The organism is Streptomyces sp. NBC_01296, from assembly GCF_035984415.1.
Classification (GTDB): Bacteria; Actinomycetota; Actinomycetes; order Streptomycetales; family Streptomycetaceae; genus Streptomyces.
This window is the reverse complement of sequence record NZ_CP130721.1, coordinates 359089-385600: the sequence shown is the minus strand read 5'-3', so window position 1 is coordinate 385600 and position 26512 is coordinate 359089. Positions and strand designations below refer to the sequence as shown.

Genomic DNA, 26512 nt, shown 5'->3' with positions numbered 1-26512 from the left:
CGACCCCGTGTTCCGGGGGGACTGCACCGTCCCCCCGGAGCATCGGCCTGCCCGCCCTGTCCAGCCCGGCGCACCTGCTCCCTGATGGGAAGAACCCTGTGTCCATATCGCCCCGCGTCCGCAAGGCCTTGTTCGCCCTGGCCGCCGCCCCCTTGGCGCTCCTGCCGCTGCTCGGCTCCGGCACCGCGCAGGCCGCGTCCGTCACCACCTGGGACAAGGTCGCCAGCTGCGAGAGCGGCGGCAACTGGTCCATCAACACCGGCAACGGCTTCTACGGCGGACTGCAGTTCACCGCCGGCACCTGGAACTCCTACGGCGGAGCGGACTACGCCGCCCGCGCCGATCTGGCCACCAAGCAGCAACAGATCCTCATCGCCGAAAAGGTGCTCGCCTCCCAGGGCCAGGGAGCATGGCCCACCTGTGGCCCCAAAGCCGGCCTCGGCGACGACCACGCCGACCCGTACCCTCCCGCCTCCACCCGCGCGGACATCACCGGTGACGGCAAGGCCGATCTGATGGTGTTGAGCACGGATGGGACGATCGGACTCCGGCCCGGTTCCGGAACGAGCTTCGGTGCGAGCACCACGGTCAGCGCCGGCTGGCAGAACTACCTCGGCGGCGCGGGTCAGGGCCGGCTGTACTACGCCGACATCAACGGCGACGGAAAGAAGGACCTGCTCGTCCTCGGCACCGACGGCACGCTCGGCGTCCGCTTCAACAACGGATCCGGCACCAGCTTCGGTGCGAGCGTCCCGATCTCCTCGGGCTGGCAGAACTACCTCGGCCAGCCCGGCCAGGGCCGGCTGTCCTTCCCCGACATCAACGGCGACGGCAAAGCCGACCTGGTCATCCAGGGCACCGACGGGACAATCGCCACCCACCTCGGCTCCGGCACCAGCTTCGGCGCCAACCTCCCCCTGTCCTCCGGGTGGCAGAACTACCTCAGCCAGCCCGGCCAAGGCCGCCTGTCCTTCCCCGACATCAACGGCGACGGCAAAGCCGACCTGGTCATCCAGGGCACCGACGGGACAATCGCCACCCACCTCGGCTCCGGCACCAGCTTCGGCGCCAACCTCCCCCTGTCCTCCGGGTGGCAGAACTACCTCAGCCAGCCCGGCCAAGGCCGGCTCTACTACGCGGACATCAACGGCGACGGCAAGGCCGACCTGATCATCCAGGGCACCGACGGCACCGTCGCCACCCACCTCGGCTCCGGCACCAGCTTCGGCGCCAACCTCCCCCTCTCCTCCGGCTGGCAGAACTACCTCAGCCAGCCCGGCCAGGGCTCCCTCTCCTTCGAGTAGCCACAGCAGAACGCCCACCTGAGCGGCCGGGACGACGAACACGTCGTCCCGGCCGCACTGCTGTAGGCCTCATCCACGGGTCGCGTGTCAGTCCGACCGACTCGCTGACGAGGACCGAGACGGTGCCGGGGCACGTGGGAAGATCCGCTTTGGTACGCCCGTCGAGGGCTACGGAGCCGCCGCCGGTCATGGCGGGCGGGGAGCGGCTCAGACGCGGGGCGCGGGTCTCGGGGGCCTTCACAGAGAGGCCGCAGCGGGACCGTACGAGTCGTGCCGATCTCCGATGGAGACCGCCCCTCGTCCATCTGACGCTGCGCAGATGGACGAGGGGCGGACCAAGGGGTCGGCTCAGTACCACCCGATCAGGTCGATGGTCATGCCGGGGTCGGGTCCGCTTCCGACGGGCTTCTTCGTGTCGTCGGTGAACGTTTCGAAGGCGAGCGCGGGGTCGCCCGTTGCGCCGTTCGTCTTGAGGAACCAGCCGGCGCCGTTGGAGAGGAGTGTCTTGGTTCCGTCCGGACTGGTTACCTGAGCGCCCCGATCAGGGTGCACGGCAGCGGGCCGCTTGACGACTTTGCCGTCGGCTGCAAGGTCCCAGAGGAGTTCGCTTCTGCCGCCGAAGAAACTTCCCTGCTCGAGGGTGGCTTCTTCGGTGAGCTGGTCCGGGGAGGCGGGGTCGGCGGAGTACACCTTCTCGTCGTTGGCCAGGACGTAGATCTTTTTGCCGTCCGCGCTGAAGCGGGGCTGGCGGTAGGCGCGCTTGCCGCCGTTGAACGTGGGCTTGCCACCGATCTTTGTGCCCGGTGTCTCGTCGTACCGCGAGACCATCGCCGAGCCGGTGAAGCTGCCGACGAACAGGTCACCGTCTTTCACCCAGGCGTACCGCTTCCAGTCCGGCGAGAAGCTGTAGCGCTTCCACGGATTCTCCTCGGAGTACTGCGGCAGCCACGTGCCGAAGGTCTGCCGGCCCGTCGAGGGGTCGTAGAAGGCCAGCAGGGTGAGGTTGCCCCTGGTCAGCGAGGCGATTCCCGTAGCGACCGGCGCGTTCAGCTCCTTTTCCCTGTCCGGGGTCGAGGTCGTTCGGGCGGACTGCGGCGCTTGTCCTCCCGGCGGCTTGTCCGCTGACCCTCCTGCGCCACAGGCGACGGCGCCCACGAAGACCACGGCCGCCAGTGCGACCGATCGCAGCCCCCTTCGCCACGTCGCATGCTGCTGCGGGGATAGATGTGTCATTTGGGCGTCTCCCTTCGTGTGTCATTCGATTTCTGCCGGTAGTCCGAACCGCGCCAGGCTCGGGCTCCCGCGTCTCCGCGCGTTCTCGGAGCCTTCAGTTCCAGGTTTGGGTGGGGGTGCCGTCGCAGGGCTGCTGGGTGGCCAGGACACCGTCGCCCTGGCCCCGGATGGTCAGGCACTTCCCGGAATTCGCGTTGACCAGGCTCCACCCACCGCCCGGCTGAGCCTGCCAGCGCCAGCTCTGCGTGGCCGAGCCATTGCACGTCCACTGATTCGCGGCAGCACCGTCATCCACGGAATCACGCCGGATCTCCAGACACTTCCCCGAATCCATGTGCACCAGCGTCGTCCACCCGGCCGGGTTGGTCGTGGACCACTTCTGACTGGACGAGTTGTTGCAGCTCCACTGGTTCGCCGTCGCCCCGTCATCACCCGAACTGCGACGGATCTCCAAGCACATCTGCGTACCCGCGTTCACCCACGCCCGCGGCCCCGACCCCACCACCGCCGAAGCCGGCGGCACAGGCTGCGGCACCTGACTCCTCGACGCCACCGCCGACGGCCCCTCCGACTTCGGCTTCGCGGTCGGCTTGGCGGCCGGCTTCGCCTTGGGCTCGGGCACGGCGGTCTTCGTCGGTGGTGCCGAGGGGGACGACGCGGGCGCCGCCGGGGCGGGTTCGGCTGGGTCGTCGACGATGCGGGTGTAGCGCAGCGCGGTGTAGCTGTTGCGGGGGTGGCCGGCGAGGCGGTCGGCGTTCAGGCTGCCGGTCGATTTGTTCGTGGGGGTGCGGGGGTTGCTCTCCTGGTAGTACGTGAAGGTGCCTTTCGCCTTGTCGGTCCACCCGGCGAAGAGCACCACGTGAGCCGGCGAGTTCAGGATGTCGCCGGGGCGGAGTTCGGAGGTGCTGATCTGTTTGGCCGAACCCGGGAGGGTTTGGGTGGTCTCGCTGGCCGGGAGCATCCAGGCCATGGAGACGAACCCGGAGCAGTCCTGTCTCCATGCTCGCCCCGTGGCTTTTTCGGGCCATGAACTCGCCTGGCTGTAGGGGACCTTTTGGTCCACCCACGACTGGGCCCTCTGGATCACCTGCTCGCGGGTGATGGGGCCACCGGTCTTGGCCTGCAGCGATGCCGCCGCCATGTCGATCGTGCCGCCGGACTGTATGCCGGGGCGGGCGGGCGGCGCCGTCACGAACGCGGCGACGAGGCAGGCCAGGACGGCCGCCACCGCGACGGCCACCGGCACACGTATTTGAGACAACTGGACTCCCCCTGGTGGACGGCGGCTGCCGGGGCCTGTTCTGTGTCGCCTGGAACCGGTATCGCGCACGGGACAGCAACGCGCGGCGGCTTCGCGGACGGCAGGGCCCGGGCACTGCACCCAGATTGGGTGCGCGGCGGGGTTGGCCGGTGTCCGGTACGGCATCTGGGCAGTTCAGGGGTTCGGCGGGAGTGGACAACAGGGATTGTCCGCGGACAACGCAAGGGGGAGAGATGGTCAAGGCAGGGCGCCCGCAAGGGGACTCGAAGGGGGCGACGGAGGCGGCCAACGCTTTGGCTCGGTTCCTGCGGGAGCTGACCGACGGCATGAGCCTGCGTGACCTCGCCGAGAGCTACGAGGGCGGTAAGACGCTCTGGGGCGAGTACCGGTCGGGGGCCCAGGTCATTCCCCTGCCTCGGCTCAACAGCGTGGTCAAGGACCGCGTGCGCGATGCCCGCGGCCGGGCGGCCATGCTGGCCAAGGCCCGTCACCTCCACGAGCTGGCCATGACTGCGAAGGCCGAGAGCCGGCCCGCCACAGGATGGGGCGAGGCGCTGCAGCGGGCCCAGCAGGACATCGCTGATATGGGCCGTCTGATCAAGGTGCTCCTTGCCCGGATCGACGTGCTGCAGGACGAGGCGGCGAAGCAGTCAGCCGACCCGGGGCCCACGGACTTTCCCGGCGGACCGATGGAGACCATCGCGGCCCAGCTCGACGTACTGCGCCAGCACGTCGCCGAGGCGCGCCGGGTGCGGGACGCGACGCTGAAGGCGTACGGTGCGGCCCAGTCCGAGGCCGCGGACGAGACCGCCGATGAGGACGCGGCTGCCGCAGCGGGGTCGGGCAGCGAACTCGTGGGCAGCCTCGCCGAGCTCCACGACACCGTCGCCCGGCAGCAGGACGCCCTGCGCCTGTGGACCGCTGGCAGCCCGGCGCCGGACGCCGAAGCCCCTGAAGCGGACGCGACGAGTGTCTCGGGTGACAGCGCAGAGGAAGACGACGGCGGCAGTGCGGCCGTGCGCGGCGACGACAGCCGGGACGGCGGCGAGGACCAGGACGGCGACGAGAACCGGGACGGTGGTGCGGGCGCAGGCGAGGAGATCCTGGCGCCCGGCGCGTCCCGGAACGCCGTCGAGGGAAAACATGCGGGAGACCGGAAGGCGACGGCGGGTGGGGGCGGGATCGCGGACACCCCGTCGGCCGACAGCCCGGCCGTCAGCTCCGCCGACAGCAGCGACGCCCGGGACTCCCCCGATGCGAAGACCGGCCCCCCAGACAGCGGCGAGGAGCCGGCAGCCACCGGCGGCGGGCGGCGGCTGCTGACCGGAGCCGGCGTCGCCGTCCTGATCGCCGCCTGCGTGCTCGGCGGCGTACTCATCGGCGGCAACCAGAAAGGATCCGCCGAGGACCGCAACCCGGAAGCCCGCCTCAACACCCCCACCGCACCCGTGACCGGCCCCACGACACCGTCCACCGGGATCCCCGACCTCCAAATACCCGCACCCTCCACCGAACCGACGCCCACCCCGTCCGCATCGGACCTGTCGGAGGAGGACACCCAACCCGTCGCGAAGCCGAAGTCGGAGGGGCCGTCGGCGGTGGCGTCGAGGAGTCAGGTGCCGCAGCCTGTGCCGCCGGCTTCGGCGGTGGTGGGGTCGGGGCCGCGGGCGTGGGTGAACGCGGGTACGCAGATGTGCTTGGAGATCCGTCGCAGTTCGGGTGATGACGGGGCGACGGCGAACCAGTGGAGCTGCAACAACTCGTCCAGTCAGAAGTGGTCCACGACCAACCCGGCCGGGTGGACGACGCTGGTGCACATGGATTCGGGGAAGTGTCTGGAGATCCGGCGTGATTCCGTGGATGACGGTGCTGCCGCGAATCAGTGGACGTGCAATGGCTCGGCCACGCAGAGCTGGCGCTGGCAGGCTCAGCCGGGCGGTGGGTGGAGCCTGGTCAACGCGAATTCCGGGAAGTGCCTGACCATCCGGGGCCAGGGCGACGGTGTCCTGGCCACCCAGCAGCCCTGCGACGGCACCCCCACCCAAACCTGGAACTGAACCGGCCGCGCAAACACGACCGTCCGCCGGCCAGGCCGACACGCCTGGCCGGAAGCGGACACGCCCCTGCCCCGGCCCGAGGGCCGCATAGTCCGCGGACTATTGCATTTGTCCACCCGCTGACCTGGGGTTTCACCCTTCCGGACAACGGACAAACGGGCCTGCTGCCCACTGTGGCGTCCAAGTCGTCAGGTTCGACACAGGAGGCCACCCGAAATGACTTCGCTCTTCCGCAGCCGGCGTACGGGGCAGGGCGCCAACGCGCACCACCCCGTGCCGGCCCCCCGCCGCAAGGCATCACGCATGCTGTGCTGGTCGCTGGTAGCCGCCCTGTCGGGCGGCGTGGGCTGGGGCGCCACCCACCTGGGCACCACCCAGAGCAGCGCGGTGCAGGGCAAGCCCGACACCGTGGCCATCGCCGCCGCGTCCACCGCCCACGACGGCATCGCCGCCGTGGACTTGGAGCAGATCGTGGCCGCCTCGGACTCCGTCTACGCCCTGGCTGCCAACCACCAGGCCGTCTACGAGTGGTCGCCCGACCAGAACAACTGGCTCAAGGTGCGCGGCGCCACCCAGAAGCTCTACGCCGGCGGTGACAGCGTGTACGCCATCGCCACCGGCAGCGGCGACATCACCAAGTACAGCGGTGAACCGGGGGACTGGCCGCGCATCGGCGGCCCCGGTGCCACCTTCGCCGCCACCACCAAACATCTCTACGGCATCAGCACCAACGGCTCCATGGTCATGGAGTACAGCGGCCGGGGCGAGACGTGGAAGAAGGTCGGCGACCGCGCCAAGGACCTCTACGCCGGCCCGGACAGCACCCTGTACGCCACCAACCCGGACACCGGCAACATCTACAAGTACGACGGAAAGTGGAGTGCCGTCGGCGGCCCCGGCGCCACGTTCGCCGTCACCGACAACAACTTCTACGGACTGACCCCCGACCGGACCTCGGTGGTCGAGTACGACGCGGACAAGAAGAAGTGGCGGACCGTCGGCGGGCCCGCCGGAAACATCTTCGCCAGCAACACCCTCTACGCCACCGACCGAGGCGGCGACCTCTACAAGTACAACGGCCGCCCCGGCCTGTGGAACCGCCTCAGCGGCCCGGCGGCCGCCTTCGCCACGAACGGCAACCTGCTCTACCGCCTCGCCCCCGACCACCGCTCCGTCCAGAAGTACACCGGCAACGGCGCCACGGAAAAGTGGACCACCCTGGGAGCACCGGCTGCCGGCCCCGCCCCGTCCCGCGCGGAGAAGACCGCCCGCTTCAAGAGCATGAACCAGAGCGGCGACGAAAGCCGCAAGGTCTGGACGACCGCCAACGACGAACACCTGCGCGGCGTCCCCGACCCCTTCGAATTCCGGTGGTCCACGAACTACTGCAACGTGGTACGCGACATCCCCTTCCAGGAGTACGACTTCCGCAACGCCTGCGCCCGACACGACTTCCTGTCCCGCAACTACCGCGACATGTACGGGGAGCAGGCCTTCCTCGACGACCCCGACGGTCAGAGGCACATCGACACGATCCTGCGGGACGACATGCTCGAGACCTGCAAGGACCGGTTCCCCGGATCGCAGCAACTGTGCCAGTCCACCGCCATGGCGTACTACAAGGGTGTGGCAGCCGTCTCGGCCGTCCCCCACAGCTTCATCGTAGACATTTTCAAGGGCCTCGGCGGGCCCCCGCCAGGGGCACGGCGGTGACCTGAGCCTCGGGGTCACGACCTGGAGGCCGTCGCGTTCCAGCTGGCCCCAGCTGGAACGCGACACTGCTTGCGCCGGCCGGCGCGACGGCCCGGCCTGCGGGGGTGGCGCTGACGCGGAGGGTGTAGCCCTGGCCGCGCCGCACCTTCACACCTTCAGCAAGCGCGGTGCGCTCGGCGGGCTCCAGCGCAGCGGTGCGGAGGAAGTCGGCGACCCTCCCCGGCATGTCGAGGATGATCGGCAGCTCCGGGGCCGGGCATCTTCGGCGCCGGCGGCAGCGGGTTCGGGCAGGAGGTCGGCGACGGCGGTGCGGATCGCGCCGCGGCTGACCGCGTATTCGCGGGCCAGGGCGGCGATGGACCGGCCTTCCAGGTAGGCCGTACGGACGGCGTCCGTCTTCTCGGCCGTGACGGCCGGGCGTCGGCCGCCCTTGTTGCCCTTGGCCTCGGCGGCCCGCAGCCCGTCGTAGGTCAGCTCGCGCTGCAGGTCGCGCTGGAGCTCGCCGGCGGCCGCGAGGGTCTGCACCATGAACTTCACCGCGGACAGCAGCTCACCGGTGCGCGGGTGGCGGGCGGTGAGGTCCATCGCGGAGAACGCGCCGTCGTGGATGCGCAGCGCGAGACGGTCGCGGTGGAGGACGTCGAGCACGTCGAGGATGTGCTGCGTGCCGCGGACGAGGCGGAACATCTCGGAAATGTGCACGGTATGGCACGGGTTCATTGGACGCGGCGGCGCCCTGTCGCCAAAGGATCGTTTGCCGCCAGGGGCACAACGATCCTGGACGAGTAAGTCCGAACCCACGCCCGCACCGGGGGGCGTGTGCATCGCCGCGAGGTACGGGTGCGGCGCGGCGAACCCAAGCACTTCCGGCGCCCCGAGGTCGGCGACCTGACGCTGGTCATCGAGGTCGTGCGATTCGGCGACGACGGCCAGCGGATGACGGTCTACCAGGCCGAGCCCGGCAGCGCCGACGAGGCGGCGCTCGGGAAGCTCGCCGCGCGCTGACCGGTTCCACCGATGCCGCCGTCATCGGATGACCGGCCGCCCAAGCGAGCCAACAACCCCGCCCAAGGGCTGTCGCCGAGAGTGACCAGGACGAAGCGTTCGCGCGGCGGGTCGGACACGAACGGTCGCCATGCCATCCCGGCATCCGCCGTGACGGCGCTCCGGGCTCGCAGGGTGATCAGGTTCTGGCTGTTGCGCAGGTGGTGGCGGTACAGGGCCCGACTGTGCGCGTCGACGGTACGTAGCCGTGGCGACCAGCCGTGGCCGGAGAGGTGGGCCAGGACGCCTTCGGCGAAGTACGGGTTGCGCTCGGCCGGGAACCACAGCAGTTCCTGGCCCGCGAGGTCGGCCCAGGACAGGGCCGCGTGGTCGGCCAGCGGGTGGTCGGGGCGCAGCAGCACGCCAAGCGGCTCGTCGGCCAGAGTCAGCGTGGCCAGGTCGTCGATGTCGTGGAAGACGCGCATCACCCCGAAGGCCAGGGTGCCGGTCCGCAACAGGTCGAGCTGCTGCCGGGAGTCGGCCTCGGCGAACTCGACGTCCGGGGATCCGTCTTCGGCCAGGACCCGCTCGACCCGCGCCAGCAGGTGCTCCGGAACGGTGCCGCAGACCCCTACGTGCACCGGACAGCGCGCGTCGCGCGCCTGCACCAGCGACGACTCGATCTCGGCCAGGGTACGACTGGCGCTCGCGTACAGGATCCGGCCGCCCTCGGTCAGCTCCATCCCCTTGGGCCTGCGGTGGAACAGCTTGGCCCCGACTCGGCGTTCCAGGGCGCTGATCTGCTGGCTCAGGCTGGGCTGCGCGATCCGCAGCACCCGTGCGGCCTCCGTCATCGTGCCCTCCTCGGCGACGGTGACGAAGTAGCGGAGATGACGAAGTTCGACGCCTTGGTGGTCGTGCATGTCCGCTCCTTGCTCTCGCGATAGGTCCGAGCCTATGGGGTGGCCTCGTGGGGCTATTGGCGTGGACCGGATCGCGGGGGTTTTGATGGGGCCGAACCATCGATCCGGTCCTGTTGAACGGAGCAACACGTCATGGACGATGCCTTTTCCCACGCTGGCGTCGGGTTCGTTGCCGCCGCTCGGCGACGCCGAGCGCGGCGAGTTGCTGGGCGCTCATATGACTGGGCCGGAGGTCACCGAGCTCCTGCCCGAGCTGACGCCGGCACGGATGTGGGATCTCACAGCACACGAGATCGCCAGGAACATCCATGCCCACCCGACGCTCGGGGAAGCCGTCAAGGAAGCCGTCCACGGCCTCGTCGGTCCGATGATCAATCTCTGAGAGCTGAGGAACCGCCCATGAAGATCGCCGATTTCTCCGCGTCGGCAGCGCGGGCCAGTGTGGCCGCCGCCTTGACGCAGGACAGGGCCGCCGACGACATCACCACCTTGTGGAGCGTCCCGGCCGATCTGATCGCCACCGCCGAGATCAGCACCCGCCAGCCCGGTGTCGCCGCCGGAATCCCCGTGGTCCACGAAGTCTTCGCCCAGACCGCCCCGGAGGTCGAGGTCGAGACCCTGGTCGCGGACGGCGAGCGGGTGCAGGCCGGGGACGTCCTGGTGCGGCTGACCGGATCGGCTCGCAGCCTGATCACCGCCGAGCGCACGGTGCTGAACTTCCTGCAGCGCCTGTGCGGCATCGCCACTGTCACCGACGGCTTCGTCCAAGCCGTGGCCGGAACCCCGGCGCGGATCCTGGACACCCGCAAGACCGCCCCGGGGCTGCGGGCGCTGGACAAGTACGCCGTCACCGCCGGCGGCGGCAGCAACCACCGGCTCACCCTGGCGGCGATGGTCCTGCTGAAGGAGAACCACATCACCGCGGCGGGCGGGGTGACCGCGGCGATCAATGCGGTCCGGAAGGGAATGGCCGATTCCGGGACGAGCCTACCGATCGACGTCGAAGTGCAGACCGTTGCGCAGGCCCGCGAAGCCATGGACGCGGGAGCCGGCTGGCTCATGCTCGACAACATGGAGGTGGCCGACGTCGAAGAAGTGATGCGAATGAGGGCCGGCCGTTCCGGCGGTTCGGAGATCCTCCTTGAGGCCTCCGGCAACGTCACCCTGGACCGGGTTCGCGCCCTTGCCGATGCCGGCGTCGACCTCATCTCGATCGGCGCCCTGACGCACAGCGCGCCCGCGCTCGACCTGACGATGCTGATCACGATGGACGCGGCGCCATGCCCGAGGTGACGATCGTCGACGCGTGCCGGCGGCAGGGCCAGGGCGGCAGTCCGACCGCCGTTCTCGACGACGCGCCCTTCACCGTTGCCGAGCGACGGCGCATCCCTGCTGCGACAGGCACCTCGCACGCGGTCTTCATCGCTGCGGTGGACGGCGGGGATCAGGCTCGACCGTCGTATCGGCTCCGGTTCTTCACCGGCGAAGGCGAGTTGCCCGCCTGCGGTCACGGCACAGTCGCCGCACTGGCGCTGCTCGCTCTGCGCTACGGCGGCGACGGCGATTACCGGGCCGCGCTGCACACCACACATCGCGTATTCGAAGGCTGGGCGACGCGTGAACACGACGACCTGACGGCCACTTTCGACCCGGGCCCGATCAGCCCGCGGGACGCCGGGGAACCCGAACTCCGGGCGATCGCGACCGCCCTCGGCCTGATGAGCGAAGCCCTTCCCGACGGCGCCTGTGTGGCCTCACCCGGCCGGCCACGGCTCCTGTTACCCGTGCGATCGCGCACCGTGCTGGCCGAACTCCGTCCGGACTTTACGGCACTGCGCCATGCCTGTGACCGCTACGGACTGCTGGGCTGCTACGCCTACTCGATCCCCGATGCGGACGGTCGGGCGGCGGCCCGGATGTTCGCCCCGTCGATCGGCGTCCCCGAGGATGTCGCCAACGCCAACAGCACCGCATGTCTGGCCGCGTATCTCGCGGATCAGGGCGTCACCGGCATCGCGGTCGACATGGGCGATCACCTCGGCCGTCCGTCTACGATCATCGCCAACGCACAACGCAGCGCGTCCGGCACCCTGATCCGCCTGGGCGGCGCCGCAGAGATCGCGCGCGCCGTCCGCCTTCCCCGGCTCGGCTGACACGAAGGCGACTCGCGGTGGTCAGCAGACCAACAAGGACGGCCGCCGACGCTCGTCCGAGACCAACCCGTAAGTCAGATGCACTCATCCCAACACTGGAGGTTCCATGCCCAAGGGCTACTGGGTCAGCGTCTACCGCACCATTTCAGACCCTGAGAAGCTGGCTGCTTACAACAAGCTGGCCGGTCCGGCCGTCAAGGCCGGGGGCGGTCGGACCTTCGTCCGTGGCGGTCGCGTCGTGGCGCATGACGCCGGAATCGCCGAGCGCACCGTCCTGATCGAGTTCGACAGCTTCGAGCAGGCCGTCGCGGCGCACGAGAGTGCGGCCTACCAGGAGGCGCTGGCCGCCCTCTCCGACGGCGTCGAGCGCGACTTCCGCATCGTCGAAGGCATCGACTGACCGAGGTCCGGTCGGATCTTCACTGAAGCAGCAGGATTCTGGGGTATACCGGCCCGCTCCCGTGAAGGGCGTCACCAGCTGGTTCCCTCACGGCTCAGGCAGCCTGGCCGACACCGGCGGCGGTCAGGTCCTGCTCGCGCAGCGGGGTGAAGTCGACATCGAGTTTCGGGTCGTACGCCTCGGGCTGGATGCCGGGTTCGTGGATGCTGTACTCGCCGAACCGGTTGATGTGTTCGGTCAGGTACGGCGAGATGTGCGCCAGGTCTTCCGGGTCGATCTCCCATCCCTCTTCCAGCAGCTGGCGGACGATCTCCGCGATGCGCCGGGAAACACCCCATAAGCCGCCCCAGACGACGCTCTACATCACCACCAATGACACTGAGCCGAATGGGTGACGGCCGACGGGCGCTCAGGGCTTCAAGATCATCCCGTTGCCCCTTTGGCGCGTATCTCGGTCATACCCCACAGAGCCCGGAAATGTTGGTGAGAGGCAACACCGCTGCGGAGCGGACGGAGTGGACCTATTCGACAGGCTCGGCGATCAGCGCCGTGCCGATCCGGCGGAAGCCGAGTCGGGCGTAGATCTGCGCGACGTCGTCGTCACCTGCCGACAGGAAGACGGTTTCCGCTCCCCGTGAGCGGGCGTCGGCCACCAGTGCCGCGGTGACCGCGAGTGCGAGACCGCGACGGCGAGCAGAGGGAAGCGTTCCGACGCCGACGATCTCGCTGACTCCTGCGAGCGGTTGGTGCTGGCCCGCGGACAGCGCCAACCCGTGTTCGACAGCTGCAGCGACCACCGTCAGACCTGCCCGGATACGCACCATCGCGCGTTCCACCGATCCGTCGGCGACACGGGTGTCGACCGCTTCCGCCAATTGCGGTGTTCCCGCGAGACCGACGTGGGTTCCAGGCTCGGCGAAGGCGAGGTGAGGAACGGCCAGGGCGCTGGGCAGTACGGGGTCGTCCGCGCCTACGACCTGCACCGATATGTTGCCGGACAACCAGTCCGCCGACGCTGCCGGAGTACATGGATCGAGCACCATCAGCGGATGTTCGTGGACCACGAGTCCCGAGGCCTCGACTGCTGCCCGCAGCCTGGGCGTGGTCTCGGCGACCCATTCGAAACTTTCCGGGATCCCCAGCTCCCGCTGGCGGGCACGGACCTTCTGCACGTCAGTGACCTCCAGCGGGCCGGACCATCCCCGTGCGGGACGTGCGTAGAAGGGCCAGCCCTGGCCTTCCCGCACGAACAAGGTGAGCGGCCCGTAGTCCTCGACACGGGCGCCGTGGCGCGGGACTGCGTCGTAGTACTCCTCGAGCCGGTCCAGCAAGGCCCGCTCGGGATGATCGTCAAAACCGGCAGAAGTCACGCCGGCATCCAAGCAACAAGGCATCATCAACGCCACTTCATTTTCGCACTGCCCGCAGGGATGCTCGGCCGGGAATCGCTCACCAGATCGTTGGCCCGCGCTGTCTTGTGCGCGGCGGCTCGGGCTTGGGTGAGGCCAGGCAGCCGACTCTGTACCTGCGCTTCAGGGCCAGGTTCTACTCGACGGTGAAGTCCATGGCCTCAACGTCGGTGCGGGACTTCTCCCGTGCCCGGACGGCGGTCAGGCCGATGACCGGCTCCTGCCCGGCATCGGTGTCGGTGTCCGTGTCGTCGGGACCGGTCGGGGGCCTGTGGTCCGGGGCGGCTGGAGGCGCCGCCGCGCGGGTCGGCAGGGACCGCGGAAGCACGGCGAGCGCCGTCGCGGCCGTAGGCATCAAAGTGATCACCACTCATTGGCGGTCTGGAGCTGTCCCGTCACGCAGCCGCCGAGAAGACGCTCACCGCGTTCTTCAATCCACCTCGTGCGGCGCCACGGTCATCGAGGCCCCACACTGACCGGTCGCAGACGCGACCGCGCCGCATGCGCTGGGGCGGGGGCCCTGCGAAGATCTGGGCGCCTCAGCGGGAGGCGGACGAGTACCGGAAGAGCCGCTGGGCGCCGGTAAGATGATCATGAACTGGCCTGAAGGCCACTTCTGTTCGGGACATCACGGGGGTCTCCCGGATTCTCTTCTGCACCCCGTATCAGGAGAGTCTGGGAAGCGTCGTCTCACCGCTCTGAGCATGACTGCTGCATCGATAGGCGCCCTCATCGGTCTTGCCCCGTCCGCGAGTGCCGCGACCCCGACGTGTACCTCGTACAACACGGTTGCGGTGGCCGGCGGCCGAATCGAGGTTCCAGTGAGTTCGGACGGTTCGGTGAACTGCATCATGCGCCAGGGCCTGGGTCTGGGGGCCTCTGAATCTGGGGGTGTTCAAGATGCAGACCGCACTCCAGTGGTGCAATGGAGCCAACGGCCTCAGTAAGGACGGCCAGTACGGCCCTCAAACGACTCAGGCCGTACGTGACTTCCAGGCCCGGGTTGGGCTCCCCGTGGACGGCGTGTACGGCCCCCAGACCCGGGCGGCCATGTACTGGCCGAGCTACTCCTCCCAGATCACCTGCCTGAAGTTCTGATCCTCCGCCCGGAGCCAGAAGCCTGTTCGGCCTCCACGCGGGCTGCCGCAGCCGGCCAGTCGCCCTTATGAGCTGCGGCGGCGGGCCACACCGCGAGCCGACCGGCTGGGGCCGTGCCCCGAGCCAGCAGGATGGTCACCAGAACCCGGGGCGGGACCCGTGGGCCCGCCCCGGGTGGGCTCCTCCACCGTCTGCGGCTCCTCGTGCGTCGGCGGCTTCCCGGTCGGTCGGGGTACAGCTCCCTGATCGCGCGAACGTTCCAGGGCCTCCACGTCGGTGCGGGCCTCTTCAGGTCCCGCACCGCAAATCAGGTCGATCGCTGACTCCTGGCCGTCAGCGGCGCGGGCTCCGCAGGAGGGTTGCGGCGAGGGTGGCGGCGGTCAGGAGCAGGCCGGCGCCGACTGCGAAGGCCAGGTGGTAACCGCCGGTCAGTGATGCGGCCGTGGTGTGGCCGGCGGATTCCAGGCTTTCGGTGCGCGAGGCCGCCAGGGTGGAGAGGACCGCGACTCCGAGGGCCATTCCGATCTGCTGGGTCGTGTTGAAGAGGCCGGAGGCGAGTCCCGCGTCCTGTTCGCCGGCGCCGGACATGCCCAGTGTGGTGAGGGCGGGCAGGGCGAGGCCGAAGCCGGCGGCCAGCAGCATCACCGGCAGCAGGTCGGTGACGTAGTCGGCGTGGACCGGCAGTCGGGTCAGCAGGCCGAGCGCCAGGATCAGCAGGGCGAGACCGGCCAACAGGACGGCGCGCTCGCCGAAGCGGGCGTTCAGCCGGGCCGAGACCCCGAGGGAGACTGCGCCGATGACAGCGGCGGCCGGGAGCATGGCCAGGCCCGTTGCGGCGGCCCCGTAGCCCAGGACCTTCTGGAGGTAGAGGGCGACCAGGATCTGGAAGGAGAACAGCGCGGCCACCATCAGCATCTGGACGAGGTTCGCGCCGACCACGGTGCGCGAGCGGAAGATGTGCAGCGGCATCAGTGGGGTCCGGGTCTTGGCCTGGCGCAGGGTGAAGGCGGCCAGCAGGGCCAGGGTGAGCGCCCCGCCGCCGAGGGTGTGCGCGGAGACCCAGCCGTACTGCTCGACCTTGACGACGGTGTAGATGCCCAGCATGAGCCCGGCGGTGACGAGCGCGGCGCCGAGCACATCGGCCCCGTCGCGCAGGCCCGGACCTCCCCGGGTGCTGTCGGCGGGGAGCGCGGGGGCGGCCAACAGCAGCGCGGCGAGGCCGATGGGCAGGTTGATGAAGAAGATCCAGTGCCAGTCGAGGGCGTCCGTGAGGATGCCGCCGAGCACCTGGCCCAGGGAGGCTCCGGCCGCGCCGGTGAAGGAGAAGACGGCGATCGCCCTGGCACGCTCGCGGGACTCGGTGAACAGGGTGATCAGAATGCCGAGACTGACGGCCGAGGCCATCGCACTGCCGAGCCCCTGGAGGAAGCGGGCGGCGATGAGCACCGCGGGGGAGGCGGCGAAGCCGGCGAGCACCGAGGCGGCGGTGAAGACGGCGGTCCCGGCCAGGAACATGCGCTTGCGGCCGATCAGGTCGCCCAGGCGACCGGCGAGCAGCAGCAGGCTGCCGAAGGCGATCAGGTAGGCGTTGACCACCCAGCTGAGGCCGCCGGGGGTGAAGTCCAGGTCGTTCTGGATGGCGGGCATGGCAACGGTGACGATGCTGCCGTCGAGGACGGTCATCAGCATGCCGGTGGAGAGCACGGCGAGGGCTGTCCAGCGGGAGCGCAGCCGGTGAACGGCCGCCGGGGAGGAGTCGGAGGTGGTGTCGGAGGTGGTGTCGGAGGTGGTGTCGAGGGGGACGGGGGCATCCGTGACGGCAGGCATGGGCTTCTCCGGTCGGTGTCAGCGAGGGCGACTGGTGAGACCGTAGCAGATAGTTTCGTTGCAGACGATTTATTTCGGATCGAATTGCTAGACTGGAGGCATGACTGCGATGGCGCCCGCCCGGACCGAGCCCGACCTCTCCTTCCTCCTGGACCACACCAGCCACGTCCTGCGGACCCGCATGGCCGCCGCCCTCGCCGAGATCGGCCTCACCGCCCGCATGCACTGCGTCCTCGTGCATGCCCTGGAGGAGGAGCGGACCCAGATCCAGCTCGCCGAGATCGGCGACATGGACAAGACGACGATGGTCGTCACCGTCGATGCCCTCGAGAAGGCCGGGCTGGCCGAGCGGCGGCCGTCCAGCAAGGACCGCCGCGCCCGCATCATCGCGGTCACCGGGCAGGGTGCCGCCGTCGCCGTCCAGAGCCAGCGCATCGTCGACAAGGTCCACGCCGACGCCCTCGCCTCCCTTGCGGCCGCCGATCGCGAAGACCTTCTGCGCGTCCTGAAGCAACTCGTCGAAGGCGACCTGGAATCCCCCTCCGAAAGCCCCCGCCCGGCGCGCCGCGCGCGGATGTGACGCGCCGGCCGAGGCCTTGCAGGACGGCGAACCGCGGACCGCTGTCACGGTGTACGGGTGGCCGAACGCGTGAGCGTGAGCAACCCTGTCAGGCTTCGTGGCCGCAGCTGGAGTTCAAGACTCATGAACTGCTGCAGCTACGAAGCACTTCCCGGCTGGGTGCAACCACCAGCCCGACCGCTACATCCAGGTCCGTGATCATCAACCTGCTGCGGCGCCGCCACCCTCGCCCTGACCCTCCCTCTGGAGTACGGACCTGCGCTCGTCCCCGATGCACGACGGCCAGACGCTGCCGGTGCGCGGGTGCGGCACGGTGTCGGGGCTGGGCAGACCCAGGTGCGCGAACCAACGGGAACGCGTGCTCAGGGTCGAGAGGGATGTACCACTTGCCGCCGCCTGTGTCAGTCATGGGCAAGAGCGCGTGAAGACCCTGCACCTGCTCCGAGTAGTCGACCCGGTCGACGACACCTACCGGCGGCGGATGAACCGGCTGCTCACCGTCCAGGAGTCCCGCCACAAGCCGGCCGACCCGCTGCCTGGACGCCGCCGTCGCCCAGTTACAGGCCCTGCCTGACAACCAGCGCGAGCACGACGTACTCGACGAGGACGTCCCCCCGGCTCTCCCCGCTCAAGCACATGAATCTCGACGTACTGGGCCGCTACAGCATCCGTGCTTCGGTCCCGGCCGGCAGCGGGTTGCGTCCGCTGCGCGACCCGGTCGTGACCGGGCTCGACGACGAGGATGGTGCGGAGGACTGACAGCTGCCGTCAGGGTGACGGCGGATCGCGGGGTCACTGTCACACGTCGCTCTTACTCGGAGAATGCCGCTGCCGCGGGAGGGGATGGGCCGTGTTCCGGCTCGTCCACCGGTCGGCCCAATCGTGTCGCAGCCATCGGACGCTCATTCGTAGAATCGGGCGCAGGCGGCCCGACAGCGCGCGCCGTGCCGCTCGCGGTACGGCGTGCCACGCGTCAGCCGAAGGGATCCGAGGTGAGGTCTGAGCCGCTCGACGGCAGCAGATGCGCGGGGTCGGGGCGCTCCCCCTGCTCGCCGCCGCGAGGAGTCCAGCGGTATCGCTCGCGGGTGCGTCTGGTCGCTCTGGGGCTGGCCCTCGGCGCGGCGATCACTTCGACCCTGCCGGTCGGGATCGGCCATGCGCACGGCGTGGGAAGCGCCGGGGTCCGCCGGGGCGTGGAGCCGGACACGGGGTGTCGGCCCACGCTGGCGGGCGTGGCGCACCAGGACGACGACCTCCTCTTCATCAGCCCCGAGGTTCAACGGCTCATACGCGCCCGGTGTTTTGTCGGCACCGTCTATCTGACGGCTGGGGACGCCGGGCGCCCGTTCGCCGGCGGCGACTCCTACGTACGCCGTCGGGAGCGGGGTCTGCGGGCGGCTTACGCGCGTATGGCAGGCGCCGCGAACCACTGGTTCCGGGCAGATCTCACGGTGCGCGGGCGCGACCTGGTGTCCTACGTCCTGGCCGGCCGCCCCGACGTACGGCTGGTCTTCCTGCGACTTCCCGACGGGTTCCCGAGGGGGGTCGGCAGTCCGCGGTACGCGCGGCAGAGCCTGCTGAAGCTGTTCCGGGGGCAGTCACCCGCCATGAGACCGGTGGACGGGACCAGGCCCTACACGGAGGCCGAACTGACCTCTGTCCTGTCCGGGGTACTCACCCTGCGCAAGGCGGAACACGTTCTGACGCTGGACTACGACAGCGCCACGTTCGGGGTCGGCCCGGTGGATCCGGCCGATCACAGCGATCACGAGATCACCGGACGGCTGTTTCGGAGGGCTGCCTTCCTGTCCCCCGCCCGTCCTGCCGTCACGCCGTACGTCGGCTACGGTCTGCCGCTGCTGCCGCCGAACCTCACACCGCGGCAGCAGCGCGACAAGAAAGCCGTATACAAGACCTACGCCGCGTACGCAGGATGCATCACGCTGCCCTGCCCGCCCCGGATCACACTGAGCCGGAGCTATCGGCAGTGGATGGAAAGGGAGCACAGCAGGATGCACCGGCGGCCCACCCCCGGGGAGGTCATGTCGGTCATCGGCCGTACCGCAGAGCGGGTCGCCGTCGAGCGGTGTCTGACTCTCGGCGTCGGGCGGCCCGCGGGCGCGGTGACGACGGAGGACTGTGACGGCAGCCCCGCCCAGCAGTGGGCCTTCGTCGATGGCGCCCTCAAGGCCGCCGGGTCCGACGGCTGCCTGACCGCCGCTCTGGGCGTGGCGTCCTGCAACGGGTCGAGCGGCCAAACCTGGTGGCGCGACGCCGACGGCAGGATCGGGTCGGGCGAGCGGTGCCTCCACCAGGACGACCTGGCAGAACTCGCCCCCCGCCTCACCCTGCAGGCGTGTTTCCCCTATCAGCCCGAACTGCGCTGGCTCTGGTAGGAGGCTGGGGTGGGCCCGTGCGGCGACAACTCAATGCGGTGGACCCGCGGGCCCGGCCCACATCTCGCCGTACGGGCGGCCAGGCCACCCATGCCATGTCACTGCTCCACCGGAAGCGTGATGCACTGCTCCCCGGTCATCCCGTCACCTCTGCAGCAACGTCAGGCTGCGGCCGGGTGCGCATGCCCCAACGGGCAAGAGAGGGGCCGGCAGCACCCAGCGCCGCGAAGAACAACGCCAGCACCAGCCAGCCCGCCGTGCCAAGGCCCAGCACCACCGTGGTGAGGATCGCGGGCGCAAGAGCCTGGCCCGCGCTGAAACCGAGGCCGAGGAGACCTTGGTACTGACCCTGGGCGTGTTCGGGGGCAAGACCGAAGCCCAGGGCGAAGCCCGCCGAGGACTCCCAGACCTCTCCCAGGCTATGGACGAAAATCGCTGCCAGGACCAGCCCCGCCGCCGCCCAGACCGGGGTGTACGCCGCCAGCGCCATCATCGGGCAGCTGACGAGGAAGAGCAGTCCCGCGGTGCGAAACGCCCTGCCGCCGTCGTACGGGGTTTCGATACGGGAGCCGATCCTGGTCTGCATCAGTACGCAGAAGGCGGCATTGACGGCGAACAGAGCGGCCACCGTCCAACGCGGCGCTTCGGTGTGCTCCGAGATCCAGATCGGCAGGAGCAGGGAAACCACCGGGTATTGCAGTCCCATGGCCCCGTAGAGGGCGGCGAACGTCAGGAACGGGCGGTCCGTGAAAGCGAGCCAGCGACGCAGCTGCGGCGGTGCTGCCAGCACCGGATAGCGGGGCAGCAGGAGCAGAAGCACCGCACACAGGGCGAAGCTCGCCGCGTTGCCGATGATCAGCGTGACGTAAGCGCCGCGGGTGTCCGCGGCCAGCGCCAGCCCGGCACCCACCGTTCCGAGAATGACGCCCAGGTTGACGAAGGTGCGCAACTTCGCCCGGAACAGCGCCGGGCGATCGGCCCCGACCCGGGCCACCAGAGCGCCCCAGGCCGCCCCGCCGGCCGCCGCGGCGATCTGGTCGACCGTCGCGATGATCGTGAGCGCGGCCCAGCTCTCGACGAGGACGAGGGCCGCCATCGACATCGCCTGGACCGCGAGGGCCAGCATCATGATCGTGCGCGCCCCGCGCCGGTCGGCGAGATGTCCTCCGGGTATCCCCGCGCACAAGCCGATCACTCCGGCGATGGTGAGCGCGGCGCCGACCTGAACCGCGGGCAGGCCCACGACCAAGGTGAAGTACAGCGCCGACGCCGCGTTGAACAGGCCGTTGCCGACCCGGTTGACGAAACTGGCAGCGATCAGCACGCGCTCCGGTCGGCTGTCCCCCGCCATGCGGCCTATTCGGCCTGCCAGGCCGCCTTTGATCATGGACGGCAGGCTAGCAGCGGTCGCAGAACCATCCGCAGCACCTTCCCACTGGACATGGACAGCGGCCCGAGCGGTTCACCCCGTGCTGTGAGGAAGCATGGAGTCCTGGTACAGGTCTTCATCCCGGCGGACGCCACCACGTTCAGGGCGACCGCGAGCCCCTCCACGGCGGAGCGGGCCTCCCGTCCCGTCCCATCCCAGGGGCAAGCTCGCGCAGTTGGCCGCGCTCGAGCTTGCCGAACGTAATGAAGCCGTACAGATGATCGATCACCTGTGGTCGGGCTTTCTCCTGGCGGTTAGCGTGGCGGGCGGGGCAGCTTTGCGGCCACAACACGGGGGTGTCGACGATGTCGTTCGAAGAAGAGTGGGTCGCTGACAAGGCGGCCGTCACCATGAAGTTAGACCAGGCTGACAGCACAGGCGGTTCGACGCCGCCGAGCGGGTCGGCCGACTACGTGGTCGAGGACGACGATCTCGGCGAGATAGGCCACGCCGCCCACGGCCTCTTCGACGGCCTGGAACCCGCGGGGAAGCACGCGAACGCGGCGAGTGAGAGTGCCGGGAGCAGCCTGAAGGGTGACGGCTTCGACGCCGGTGCCGCGCTGTCGGAGGTGAACAAGACCTGGGAGACGCGGGTGAAGACCCTCCTGCAGGCATGCGCGCACATCTCCAACCACCTCGACTTCGCCTCGGACGTGCACCAGATCCTCGGCAAGAACATAGACGGGCACACCACGTTCAACGACCTCGACATCGATCGGGGCGACCTCACCCGCGTCATCCGCGGCGTCGCCGAGGACCCCAAGGCGTTCGGCGTCATCCACCACTCGCAGAGCGTGGTCATCGCCGACGGCCTCAACAGCTTCCCCGAGGACTCGAACCGCCGGCAAGACCCCCAGCTGCGCGCGTGGGTCAAGCAGTCGGCATCGGTACTCGGCCACCTCGACGGCGTGCGCGGCGACGTCATCTACGACCTGGGGCAGGCGCAGAGGGACGCCAACGTTACGCAAACGGCGAGAACGCTCCCCGACAAGGCCGAGGCCCAGCTGCCGGCGGGCTGCGCCCAACGCATGGGATCGACGGCGCCCTACACCACCGTGACGCTCAGCGCTCCCTCACAGGCGGAGAAAAAAGGCATCGTGGACCGGGACACGGCAATCCGCAACGCTGCCGCGGTGGTGCGCGAAACCGCTGTCAACCTCGCTCGCATCTCAGGCTGCTCATGAACAAGAAGTACCTGGTGCTGCCGGCCGTGCTCGTGGTTGCGGCGGCGGTGCTCGCCGCTGTCCAGCTGTGGCCCAGCCCCCTGAAGGAACTGCGTGCGCAGAACCTCTGCCTCGGCATGCTCACCGAAACGACGGCGGGTCTGCTGTACGACGGCAAGGGTGGCCGGCTCACCGTTGACGAGCACGAGAGCGGAAAGTCCGGGGCGGACCCCGTCTTCTCCACCATCTGCTTCGTCAACCGTGGCGCGGAGGGGGGCGCTGCGGACCGGCCGCAGTACACCGTCGACGCCCGGCCCACCGATACTCTGAACGATCCCGTACAGGGTGCCACTCGGCTTTCCGGCGGCCGTTCGGGGTGGGTGAGCCCCCGGCAGAGCGAGGTCCAGCTCCCTGCCGGGTGCCCGAAGGAGATGAAGGCGAGCGCCGAGTACGTCACCGTCACGCTGAAGGTCGCACCCGGTGTCGTCGTGGCGGAGAACTGGGACGACACGGCTCTCGTCGCGGCCTCCCGCTCCGTGGTCCTGGAGGCGGTCGACAATCTCGCCAAGCAGTACGACTGCAAGGCGTAACGCCGGCGCCGGTCCCCCGCGTCCCTGCGGAGCCCGCCCGGGCGCACCCGGAAGGTGCGCGTGAGGACGGTTTGGGGACGGTAGGGGTTTGGCTTCGGCGCATGATCCGAACGACCCTGTTGCCGGCGTCTCCGCCGGTGCCCCTTTCCGTGTGGCTCGTCGATGGTCGGCGGGCCGGGGGCCGGGCGTTGCGCCTGGCTCCCGGCCTGTTGGACGGGGGTCAGCTCGAGCGGCTGGCTGCGTTGCGCCACGCGGCGGACCGGTGGACCTACGCGGCCGGGCACGTGGCGCTGCGCCGGCTGCTGGGTGCGCGCCTGGGGCTGGCGCCGCAGGCCGTACGGTTCACCCGCCGGCCCTGCGCGGGCTGCGGCGGGCCGCACGGCCGCCCCGAGGTTGCGGGCGGTGGCGACGTCCGGTTCTCCCTGTCCCACAGCGGCGACTTCGCCCTGATCGCGATCGCCACCGAGCCCGTGGGCGTCGACATCGAACGCGTCCCGGCAGCGGAGACCGCCGACTCGGTGTCCGAGGTCCTGCACCCGTACGAGGCGGCGGAGCTGGCCGCCCTCCCTGCGGATCTGCGGCCCGCCGCGGTGACCCGTGCGTGGACCCGGAAGGAGGCGTACCTGAAGGGGACCGGCGCGGGCCTGTCGCGCAGTACCACCCTCGACTACCTGGGCACGGGCCCCACCCCCGGGGCGCATCCGCAGGACTGGACCGTCCGGGACGTGTCCGTTCCCGACGGCTACGCGGCGGCGGTCGCCGTCGCCGTCGCCGTCGCGGCGGTTGAGGACCGATCAAGGACGGCTCGGGGAGGGGTTCACCTAGCGTCAGCAAGGTGACAGGAACGATCAGCAGCCAGGGGGAACGTCATCATGGGTAGGACACTCGCGGAGAAGGTCTGGGACGACCATGTCGTCCGGCGCGCCGAGGGCGAGCCCGACCTCCTCTTCATCGATCTGCACCTGCTGCACGAGGTGACCAGCCCCCAGGCCTTCGAGGGCCTGCGGCAGGCCGGCCGCAAGGTCCGGCGGCTCGATCTCACCATCGCCACCGAGGACCACAACACCCCCACCCTCGACATCGACAAGCCGATCGCGGACCCGGTCTCCCGGGCCCAGCTGGAGACGCTGCGCAGGAACTGCGCGGAGTCCGGCGTGCGCCTGCATTCCCTGGGCGATGTCGAGCAGGGCGTCGTCCACGTGGTGGGACCGCAGCTGGGCCTGACCCAGCCGGGCACCACCGTGGTCTGCGGTGACTCCCACACCTCCACCCACGGTGCTTTCGGTGCGCTGGCCTTCGGTATCGGCACCAGCCAGGTCGAGCACGTGCTGGCCACCCAGACCCTGCCGCTGGCCCGCCCCAAGACGATGGCGATCACCGTCACCGGCGAGCTCGCCGACGGCGTCACCGCCAAGGACCTGATCCTGGCGATCATCGCGAAGATCGGCACGGGCGGCGGCCAGGGCTACATCCTGGAATACCGCGGTGCGGCCATCGAGAAACTCTCGATGGAAGCCCGCATGACCATCTGCAACATGTCGATCGAGGCCGGCGCCCGCGCGGGCATGATCGCCCCCGACCAGACCACCTTCGACTACCTCAAGGGCCGCGACCACGCCCCGACGGGTGCGGACTGGGACGCGGCGGTCGGCTACTGGCAGACCCTGCGCACCGATGAGGACGCGGTCTTCGACGCCGAGGTCGTCATCGACGGCGCCACGCTGTCGCCGTTCGTCACCTGGGGCACGAACCCGGGCCAGGGCGCGCCCCTGTCCGCGAACGTCCCCGATCCTGCTTCGTACGAGGACGCATCCGAGCGCCACGCCGCCGAAAAGGCCCTGGAGTACATGGGGTTGACGGCCGGGCAGCCGCTGCGCGAGATCAAGGTCGACACCGTCTTCGTCGGCTCCTGCACCAACGGCCGCATCGAGGACCTGCGCGCCGTCGCCTCCATCGTCGAGGGCCGCAAAGTCGCCGACGGCGTACGGATGCTGGTCGTCCCCGGCTCCGTCCGCGTCGCCCTCCAAGCCATGGAGGAGGGCCTGGACAAGGTCTTCACCGAGGCCGGCGCCGAATGGCGGCACGCGGGCTGCTCGATGTGCCTGGGCATGAACCCCGACCAACTGGCCCCCGGCGAGCGCTCCGCATCCACCTCCAACCGCAACTTCGAAGGCCGCCAGGGCAAGGGCGGGCGGACCCACCTGGTCTCCCCGCAGGTGGCCGCCGCCACCGCGGTGCTGGGCCATCTGGCCTCGCCCGCCGACCTGTCCGACGCCACCGCGACCGCCGGAGTCTGAACCATGGAAGCCTTCACCACCCACACCGGCCGGGCCGTCCCGCTGCGCCGCTCCAACGTCGACACCGACCAGATCATCCCGGCCCACTGGCTGAAGAAGATCACCCGTGACGGATTCGAGGACGGCCTCTTCGAGGCCTGGCGCAAGGACCCCGAGTTCATCACGAACCGCCCCGAGCGCCAGGGCGCGACCGTGCTGATCGCCGGCCCCGACTTCGGCACCGGCTCCTCACGCGAACACGCCGTCTGGGCCCTGCAGAACTTCGGCTTCAAGACCGTCATCTCCCCCCGCTTCGCCGACATCTTCCGCGGCAACTCGCTGAAGAACGGCCTGCTCACCGTGGTCCTGCCCCAGGAAACCGTCGACCGGCTGTGGGAGCTGACCGAGGCCGACCCGACCGCCGAGGTGACGGTCGACCTCGTCGCCCGCCAGGTCCGCGCGGCGGGAATCGAGGCCGAGTTCGAACTCGACGACAACGCCCGCTGGCGCCTCCTCGAAGGCCTGGACGACATCTCGCTCACCCTTCAGAACGAAGCGGACATCGCCACCTACGAAACCACCCGACCCAGCTTCAAGCCACGCACGACCCGTCCGGAACCCCGCGTCATCAACCTCGCGGTGATCCCCGGTGATGGCATCGGCCAGGAAGTCGTGGCTCAGGGCCTCAAGGTCCTTACCGCGGTCCTGCCCCAGGATGTGAAGCTGGAGACCAAGCAGTACGACCTCGGCGCCACGCGCTGGCACCGCACCGGTGAGACCCTCCCGGACGACGAGCTCGAGGCGCTCAAGCACCACGACGCGATCCTGCTCGGCGCCATCGGCGACCCGTCGGTCCCCTCGGGCGTCCTGGAGCGCGGCCTGCTGCTCAAGCTCCGCTTCGCGTTCGACCACTTCATCAACCTGCGCCCCTCGAAGCTCTTCCCGAACACGGCCACCCCGCTCGCCGGCCGCCCGGAGATCGACTTCGTCGTGGTCCGCGAGGGCACCGAGGGCCCATACACCGGCAACGGCGGCAGCCTGCGCACCGGCACCCCCGCCGAGGTGGCCACCGAGGTCAGCATCAACACCGCCTACGGCGTCGAGCGCGTCGTACGCGACGCGTACGAGCGGGCGAACGCCCGCCCCCGCAAGAAGCTGACGCTGGTCCACAAGAACAACGTCCTCGTGTACGCGGGCCACATGTGGAAGAACATCTTCGACAAGGTCGGCCAGGAATACCCCGAGGTCACCACCGACTACCTGCACGTCGACGCCGCGACGATCTTCTTCGTCACCCAGCCCGAGCGCTTCGACGTCATCGTCACGGACAACCTCTTCGGCGACATCCTCACCGACCTGGCCGCCGCCGTGACCGGCGGAATCGGCCTCGCCGCCTCCGGGAACATCAACCCGACCGGCACCTACCCGTCCATGTTCGAGCCCGTCCACGGCTCGGCCCCGGACATCGCCGGCACCGGCAAGGCCGACCCGACCGCCACGATCCTCTCCGTCGCCCTCCTGCTGCGCCACCTCGGCCACGAGACCCAGGCCGCCCGCATCGAAGACGCCGTCACCGCCGACCTCGCCGAACGCGACGGAACCTTCCGCACCACGGAAGAGATCGGCGACGCGCTCGCCGTGCGGGCCGCCGTCTAGCCGGCCCGCGTTGCGTATCTCCCACCATCCCCGTGTGCCGCCCCGGTCGCTCCGACCAGG

At 69.8% G+C, this 26512-nt stretch carries 24 protein-coding genes and 3 pseudogenes; 18 read left to right on the top strand and 9 right to left on the bottom strand.

Going from position 1 to position 26512, the window contains the following annotated elements:
- Positions 1-98 precede the first annotated feature (98 nt).
- On the top strand, positions 99-1304 hold the full coding sequence (locus tag OG299_RS41780) for a transglycosylase family protein (RefSeq protein ID WP_327364891.1): 1206 nt from the start codon (positions 99-101) through the stop codon (positions 1302-1304).
- Positions 1305-1652: 348 nt separating this feature from the next.
- Here the strand turns inward: OG299_RS41780 and OG299_RS41775 are convergent, their stop codons facing one another.
- Both OG299_RS41775 and OG299_RS41770 read right to left on the bottom strand, forming a co-directional pair.
- Positions 1653-2459: a hypothetical protein gene (locus OG299_RS41775; RefSeq protein WP_327364890.1), complete on the bottom strand. Its 807-nt coding sequence runs from the start codon at positions 2457-2459 to the stop codon at positions 1653-1655.
- Positions 2460-2631: 172 nt separating this feature from the next.
- On the bottom strand, positions 2632-3798 hold the full coding sequence (locus OG299_RS41770; protein ID WP_327364889.1) for an RICIN domain-containing protein: 1167 nt from the start codon (positions 3796-3798) through the stop codon (positions 2632-2634).
- Positions 3799-4031: 233 nt separating this feature from the next.
- Between OG299_RS41770 and OG299_RS41765 the strand changes: the two genes are divergently transcribed.
- The gene (locus OG299_RS41765) at positions 4032-5855 is read left to right on the top strand and encodes an RICIN domain-containing protein (protein ID WP_327364888.1); all 1824 of its coding nucleotides are present in this window, start codon (positions 4032-4034) and stop codon (positions 5853-5855) included.
- Positions 5856-6071: 216 nt separating this feature from the next.
- Complete coding sequence (locus OG299_RS41760; RefSeq protein ID WP_327364887.1) at positions 6072-7568, top strand: phospholipase A2; 1497 nt, start codon at positions 6072-6074, stop codon at positions 7566-7568.
- 147 nt (positions 7569-7715) lie between these two features.
- On the opposite strand, the gene OG299_RS41755 is transcribed toward OG299_RS41760, so the two are convergent.
- A complete protein-coding gene (locus OG299_RS41755; RefSeq protein ID WP_327364886.1) occupies positions 7716-8255 on the bottom strand; it encodes a serine integrase family protein in 540 nt (179 codons plus the stop codon).
- A gap of 132 nt (positions 8256-8387) precedes the next feature.
- Between OG299_RS41755 and OG299_RS41750 the strand changes: the two genes are divergently transcribed.
- On the top strand, positions 8388-8573 hold the full coding sequence (locus OG299_RS41750) for an MmyB family transcriptional regulator (protein WP_327364885.1): 186 nt from the start codon (positions 8388-8390) through the stop codon (positions 8571-8573).
- On the opposite strand, the gene OG299_RS41745 is transcribed toward OG299_RS41750, so the two are convergent.
- Positions 8513-9475, bottom strand: a complete 963-nt coding sequence (locus OG299_RS41745) for a LysR family transcriptional regulator (protein WP_327364884.1) — start codon at positions 9473-9475, stop codon at positions 8513-8515. The two genes, OG299_RS41750 and OG299_RS41745, sit on opposite strands and share 61 nt — an antisense overlap.
- Positions 9476-9653: 178 nt before the next feature.
- Here OG299_RS41745 and OG299_RS41740 point away from each other — a divergent pair.
- The 4 genes and pseudogenes from OG299_RS41740 to OG299_RS41725 all read left to right on the top strand — a co-directional run.
- Positions 9654-9857 (top strand): annotated as a pseudogene (locus tag OG299_RS41740) (dihydrolipoyl dehydrogenase); the annotation flags it as partial.
- Between the two features lie 17 nt (positions 9858-9874).
- Positions 9875-10768: a carboxylating nicotinate-nucleotide diphosphorylase gene (gene nadC, locus OG299_RS41735; RefSeq protein ID WP_327364883.1), complete on the top strand. Its 894-nt coding sequence runs from the start codon at positions 9875-9877 to the stop codon at positions 10766-10768.
- Positions 10756-11628: a PhzF family phenazine biosynthesis protein gene (locus OG299_RS41730; protein WP_327364882.1), complete on the top strand. Its 873-nt coding sequence runs from the start codon at positions 10756-10758 to the stop codon at positions 11626-11628. Before nadC ends, OG299_RS41730 begins: the two co-directional genes overlap by 13 nt.
- A gap of 106 nt (positions 11629-11734) precedes the next feature.
- On the top strand, positions 11735-12028 hold the full coding sequence (locus OG299_RS41725; protein WP_266637094.1) for a DUF1330 domain-containing protein: 294 nt from the start codon (positions 11735-11737) through the stop codon (positions 12026-12028).
- 94 nt (positions 12029-12122) lie between these two features.
- On the opposite strand, the gene OG299_RS42995 is transcribed toward OG299_RS41725, so the two are convergent.
- The 3 genes from OG299_RS42995 to OG299_RS41710 all read right to left on the bottom strand — a co-directional run bounded on the left by OG299_RS42995 (position 12123) and on the right by OG299_RS41710 (position 13792).
- Positions 12123-12305 carry a hypothetical protein gene (locus OG299_RS42995; protein ID WP_442817625.1) on the bottom strand — a complete coding sequence of 61 codons (183 nt, stop codon included), beginning with the start codon at positions 12303-12305 and terminating at the stop codon, positions 12123-12125.
- 244 nt (positions 12306-12549) lie between these two features.
- Complete coding sequence (locus OG299_RS41715; RefSeq protein WP_327364880.1) at positions 12550-13410, bottom strand: GNAT family N-acetyltransferase; 861 nt, start codon at positions 13408-13410, stop codon at positions 12550-12552.
- 163 nt (positions 13411-13573) lie between these two features.
- Positions 13574-13792, bottom strand: coding sequence for a hypothetical protein (locus tag OG299_RS41710; RefSeq protein WP_327364879.1), 219 nt, complete (start codon positions 13790-13792; stop codon positions 13574-13576).
- Positions 13793-14337: 545 nt separating this feature from the next.
- Here OG299_RS41710 and OG299_RS41705 point away from each other — a divergent pair.
- A complete protein-coding gene (locus OG299_RS41705; RefSeq protein WP_327364878.1) occupies positions 14338-14535 on the top strand; it encodes a peptidoglycan-binding domain-containing protein in 198 nt (65 codons plus the stop codon).
- A 333-nt stretch (positions 14536-14868) separates the two neighbouring features.
- On the opposite strand, the gene OG299_RS41700 is transcribed toward OG299_RS41705, so the two are convergent.
- Positions 14869-16224, bottom strand: coding sequence for an MFS transporter (locus OG299_RS41700; RefSeq protein WP_327365008.1), 1356 nt, complete (start codon positions 16222-16224; stop codon positions 14869-14871).
- 238 nt (positions 16225-16462) lie between these two features.
- On the opposite strand from OG299_RS41700, the gene OG299_RS41695 reads away from it, so the two are divergent.
- The 3 genes and pseudogenes from OG299_RS41695 to OG299_RS41680 all read left to right on the top strand — a co-directional run bounded on the left by OG299_RS41695 (position 16463) and on the right by OG299_RS41680 (position 19338).
- Positions 16463-16942: a MarR family winged helix-turn-helix transcriptional regulator gene (locus tag OG299_RS41695; protein ID WP_327364877.1), complete on the top strand. Its 480-nt coding sequence runs from the start codon at positions 16463-16465 to the stop codon at positions 16940-16942.
- A gap of 373 nt (positions 16943-17315) precedes the next feature.
- Positions 17316-17701: pseudogene (locus OG299_RS42990) on the top strand (Tn3 family transposase); the annotation flags it as partial.
- A gap of 326 nt (positions 17702-18027) precedes the next feature.
- Positions 18028-19338 carry a PIG-L family deacetylase gene (locus OG299_RS41680; RefSeq protein ID WP_327364875.1) on the top strand — a complete coding sequence of 437 codons (1311 nt, stop codon included), beginning with the start codon at positions 18028-18030 and terminating at the stop codon, positions 19336-19338.
- A gap of 136 nt (positions 19339-19474) precedes the next feature.
- Here the strand turns inward: OG299_RS41680 and OG299_RS41675 are convergent, their stop codons facing one another.
- Positions 19475-20725: an MFS transporter gene (locus OG299_RS41675; protein ID WP_266637083.1), complete on the bottom strand. Its 1251-nt coding sequence runs from the start codon at positions 20723-20725 to the stop codon at positions 19475-19477.
- A 347-nt stretch (positions 20726-21072) separates the two neighbouring features.
- Here OG299_RS41675 and OG299_RS41670 point away from each other — a divergent pair, with 347 nt between their 5' ends.
- The 6 genes and pseudogenes from OG299_RS41670 (at position 21073) to OG299_RS41645 (ending at position 26452) form a co-directional block, all read left to right on the top strand.
- Positions 21073-21951: a hypothetical protein gene (locus tag OG299_RS41670; RefSeq protein WP_327364874.1), complete on the top strand. Its 879-nt coding sequence runs from the start codon at positions 21073-21075 to the stop codon at positions 21949-21951.
- A complete protein-coding gene (locus OG299_RS41665; protein WP_327364873.1) occupies positions 21948-22520 on the top strand; it encodes a hypothetical protein in 573 nt (190 codons plus the stop codon). The genes OG299_RS41670 and OG299_RS41665 overlap by 4 nt, the downstream gene beginning before the upstream one ends.
- Positions 22521-22657: 137 nt before the next feature.
- The gene (locus tag OG299_RS41660) at positions 22658-23359 is read left to right on the top strand and encodes a 4'-phosphopantetheinyl transferase family protein (RefSeq protein ID WP_327364872.1); all 702 of its coding nucleotides are present in this window, start codon (positions 22658-22660) and stop codon (positions 23357-23359) included.
- Between the two features lie 33 nt (positions 23360-23392).
- Entirely contained in the window at positions 23393-24817 is a 1425-nt protein-coding gene (leuC, locus tag OG299_RS41655) for a 3-isopropylmalate dehydratase large subunit (protein WP_327361551.1), read from the top strand.
- Positions 24818-24820: 3 nt separating this feature from the next.
- Positions 24821-25342: pseudogene (gene leuD / locus OG299_RS41650) on the top strand (3-isopropylmalate dehydratase small subunit); the annotation flags it as partial.
- 81 nt (positions 25343-25423) lie between these two features.
- Positions 25424-26452 carry a 3-isopropylmalate dehydrogenase gene (locus tag OG299_RS41645; RefSeq protein ID WP_327365007.1) on the top strand — a complete coding sequence of 343 codons (1029 nt, stop codon included), beginning with the start codon at positions 25424-25426 and terminating at the stop codon, positions 26450-26452.
- Positions 26453-26512: the final 60 nt, after the last annotated feature.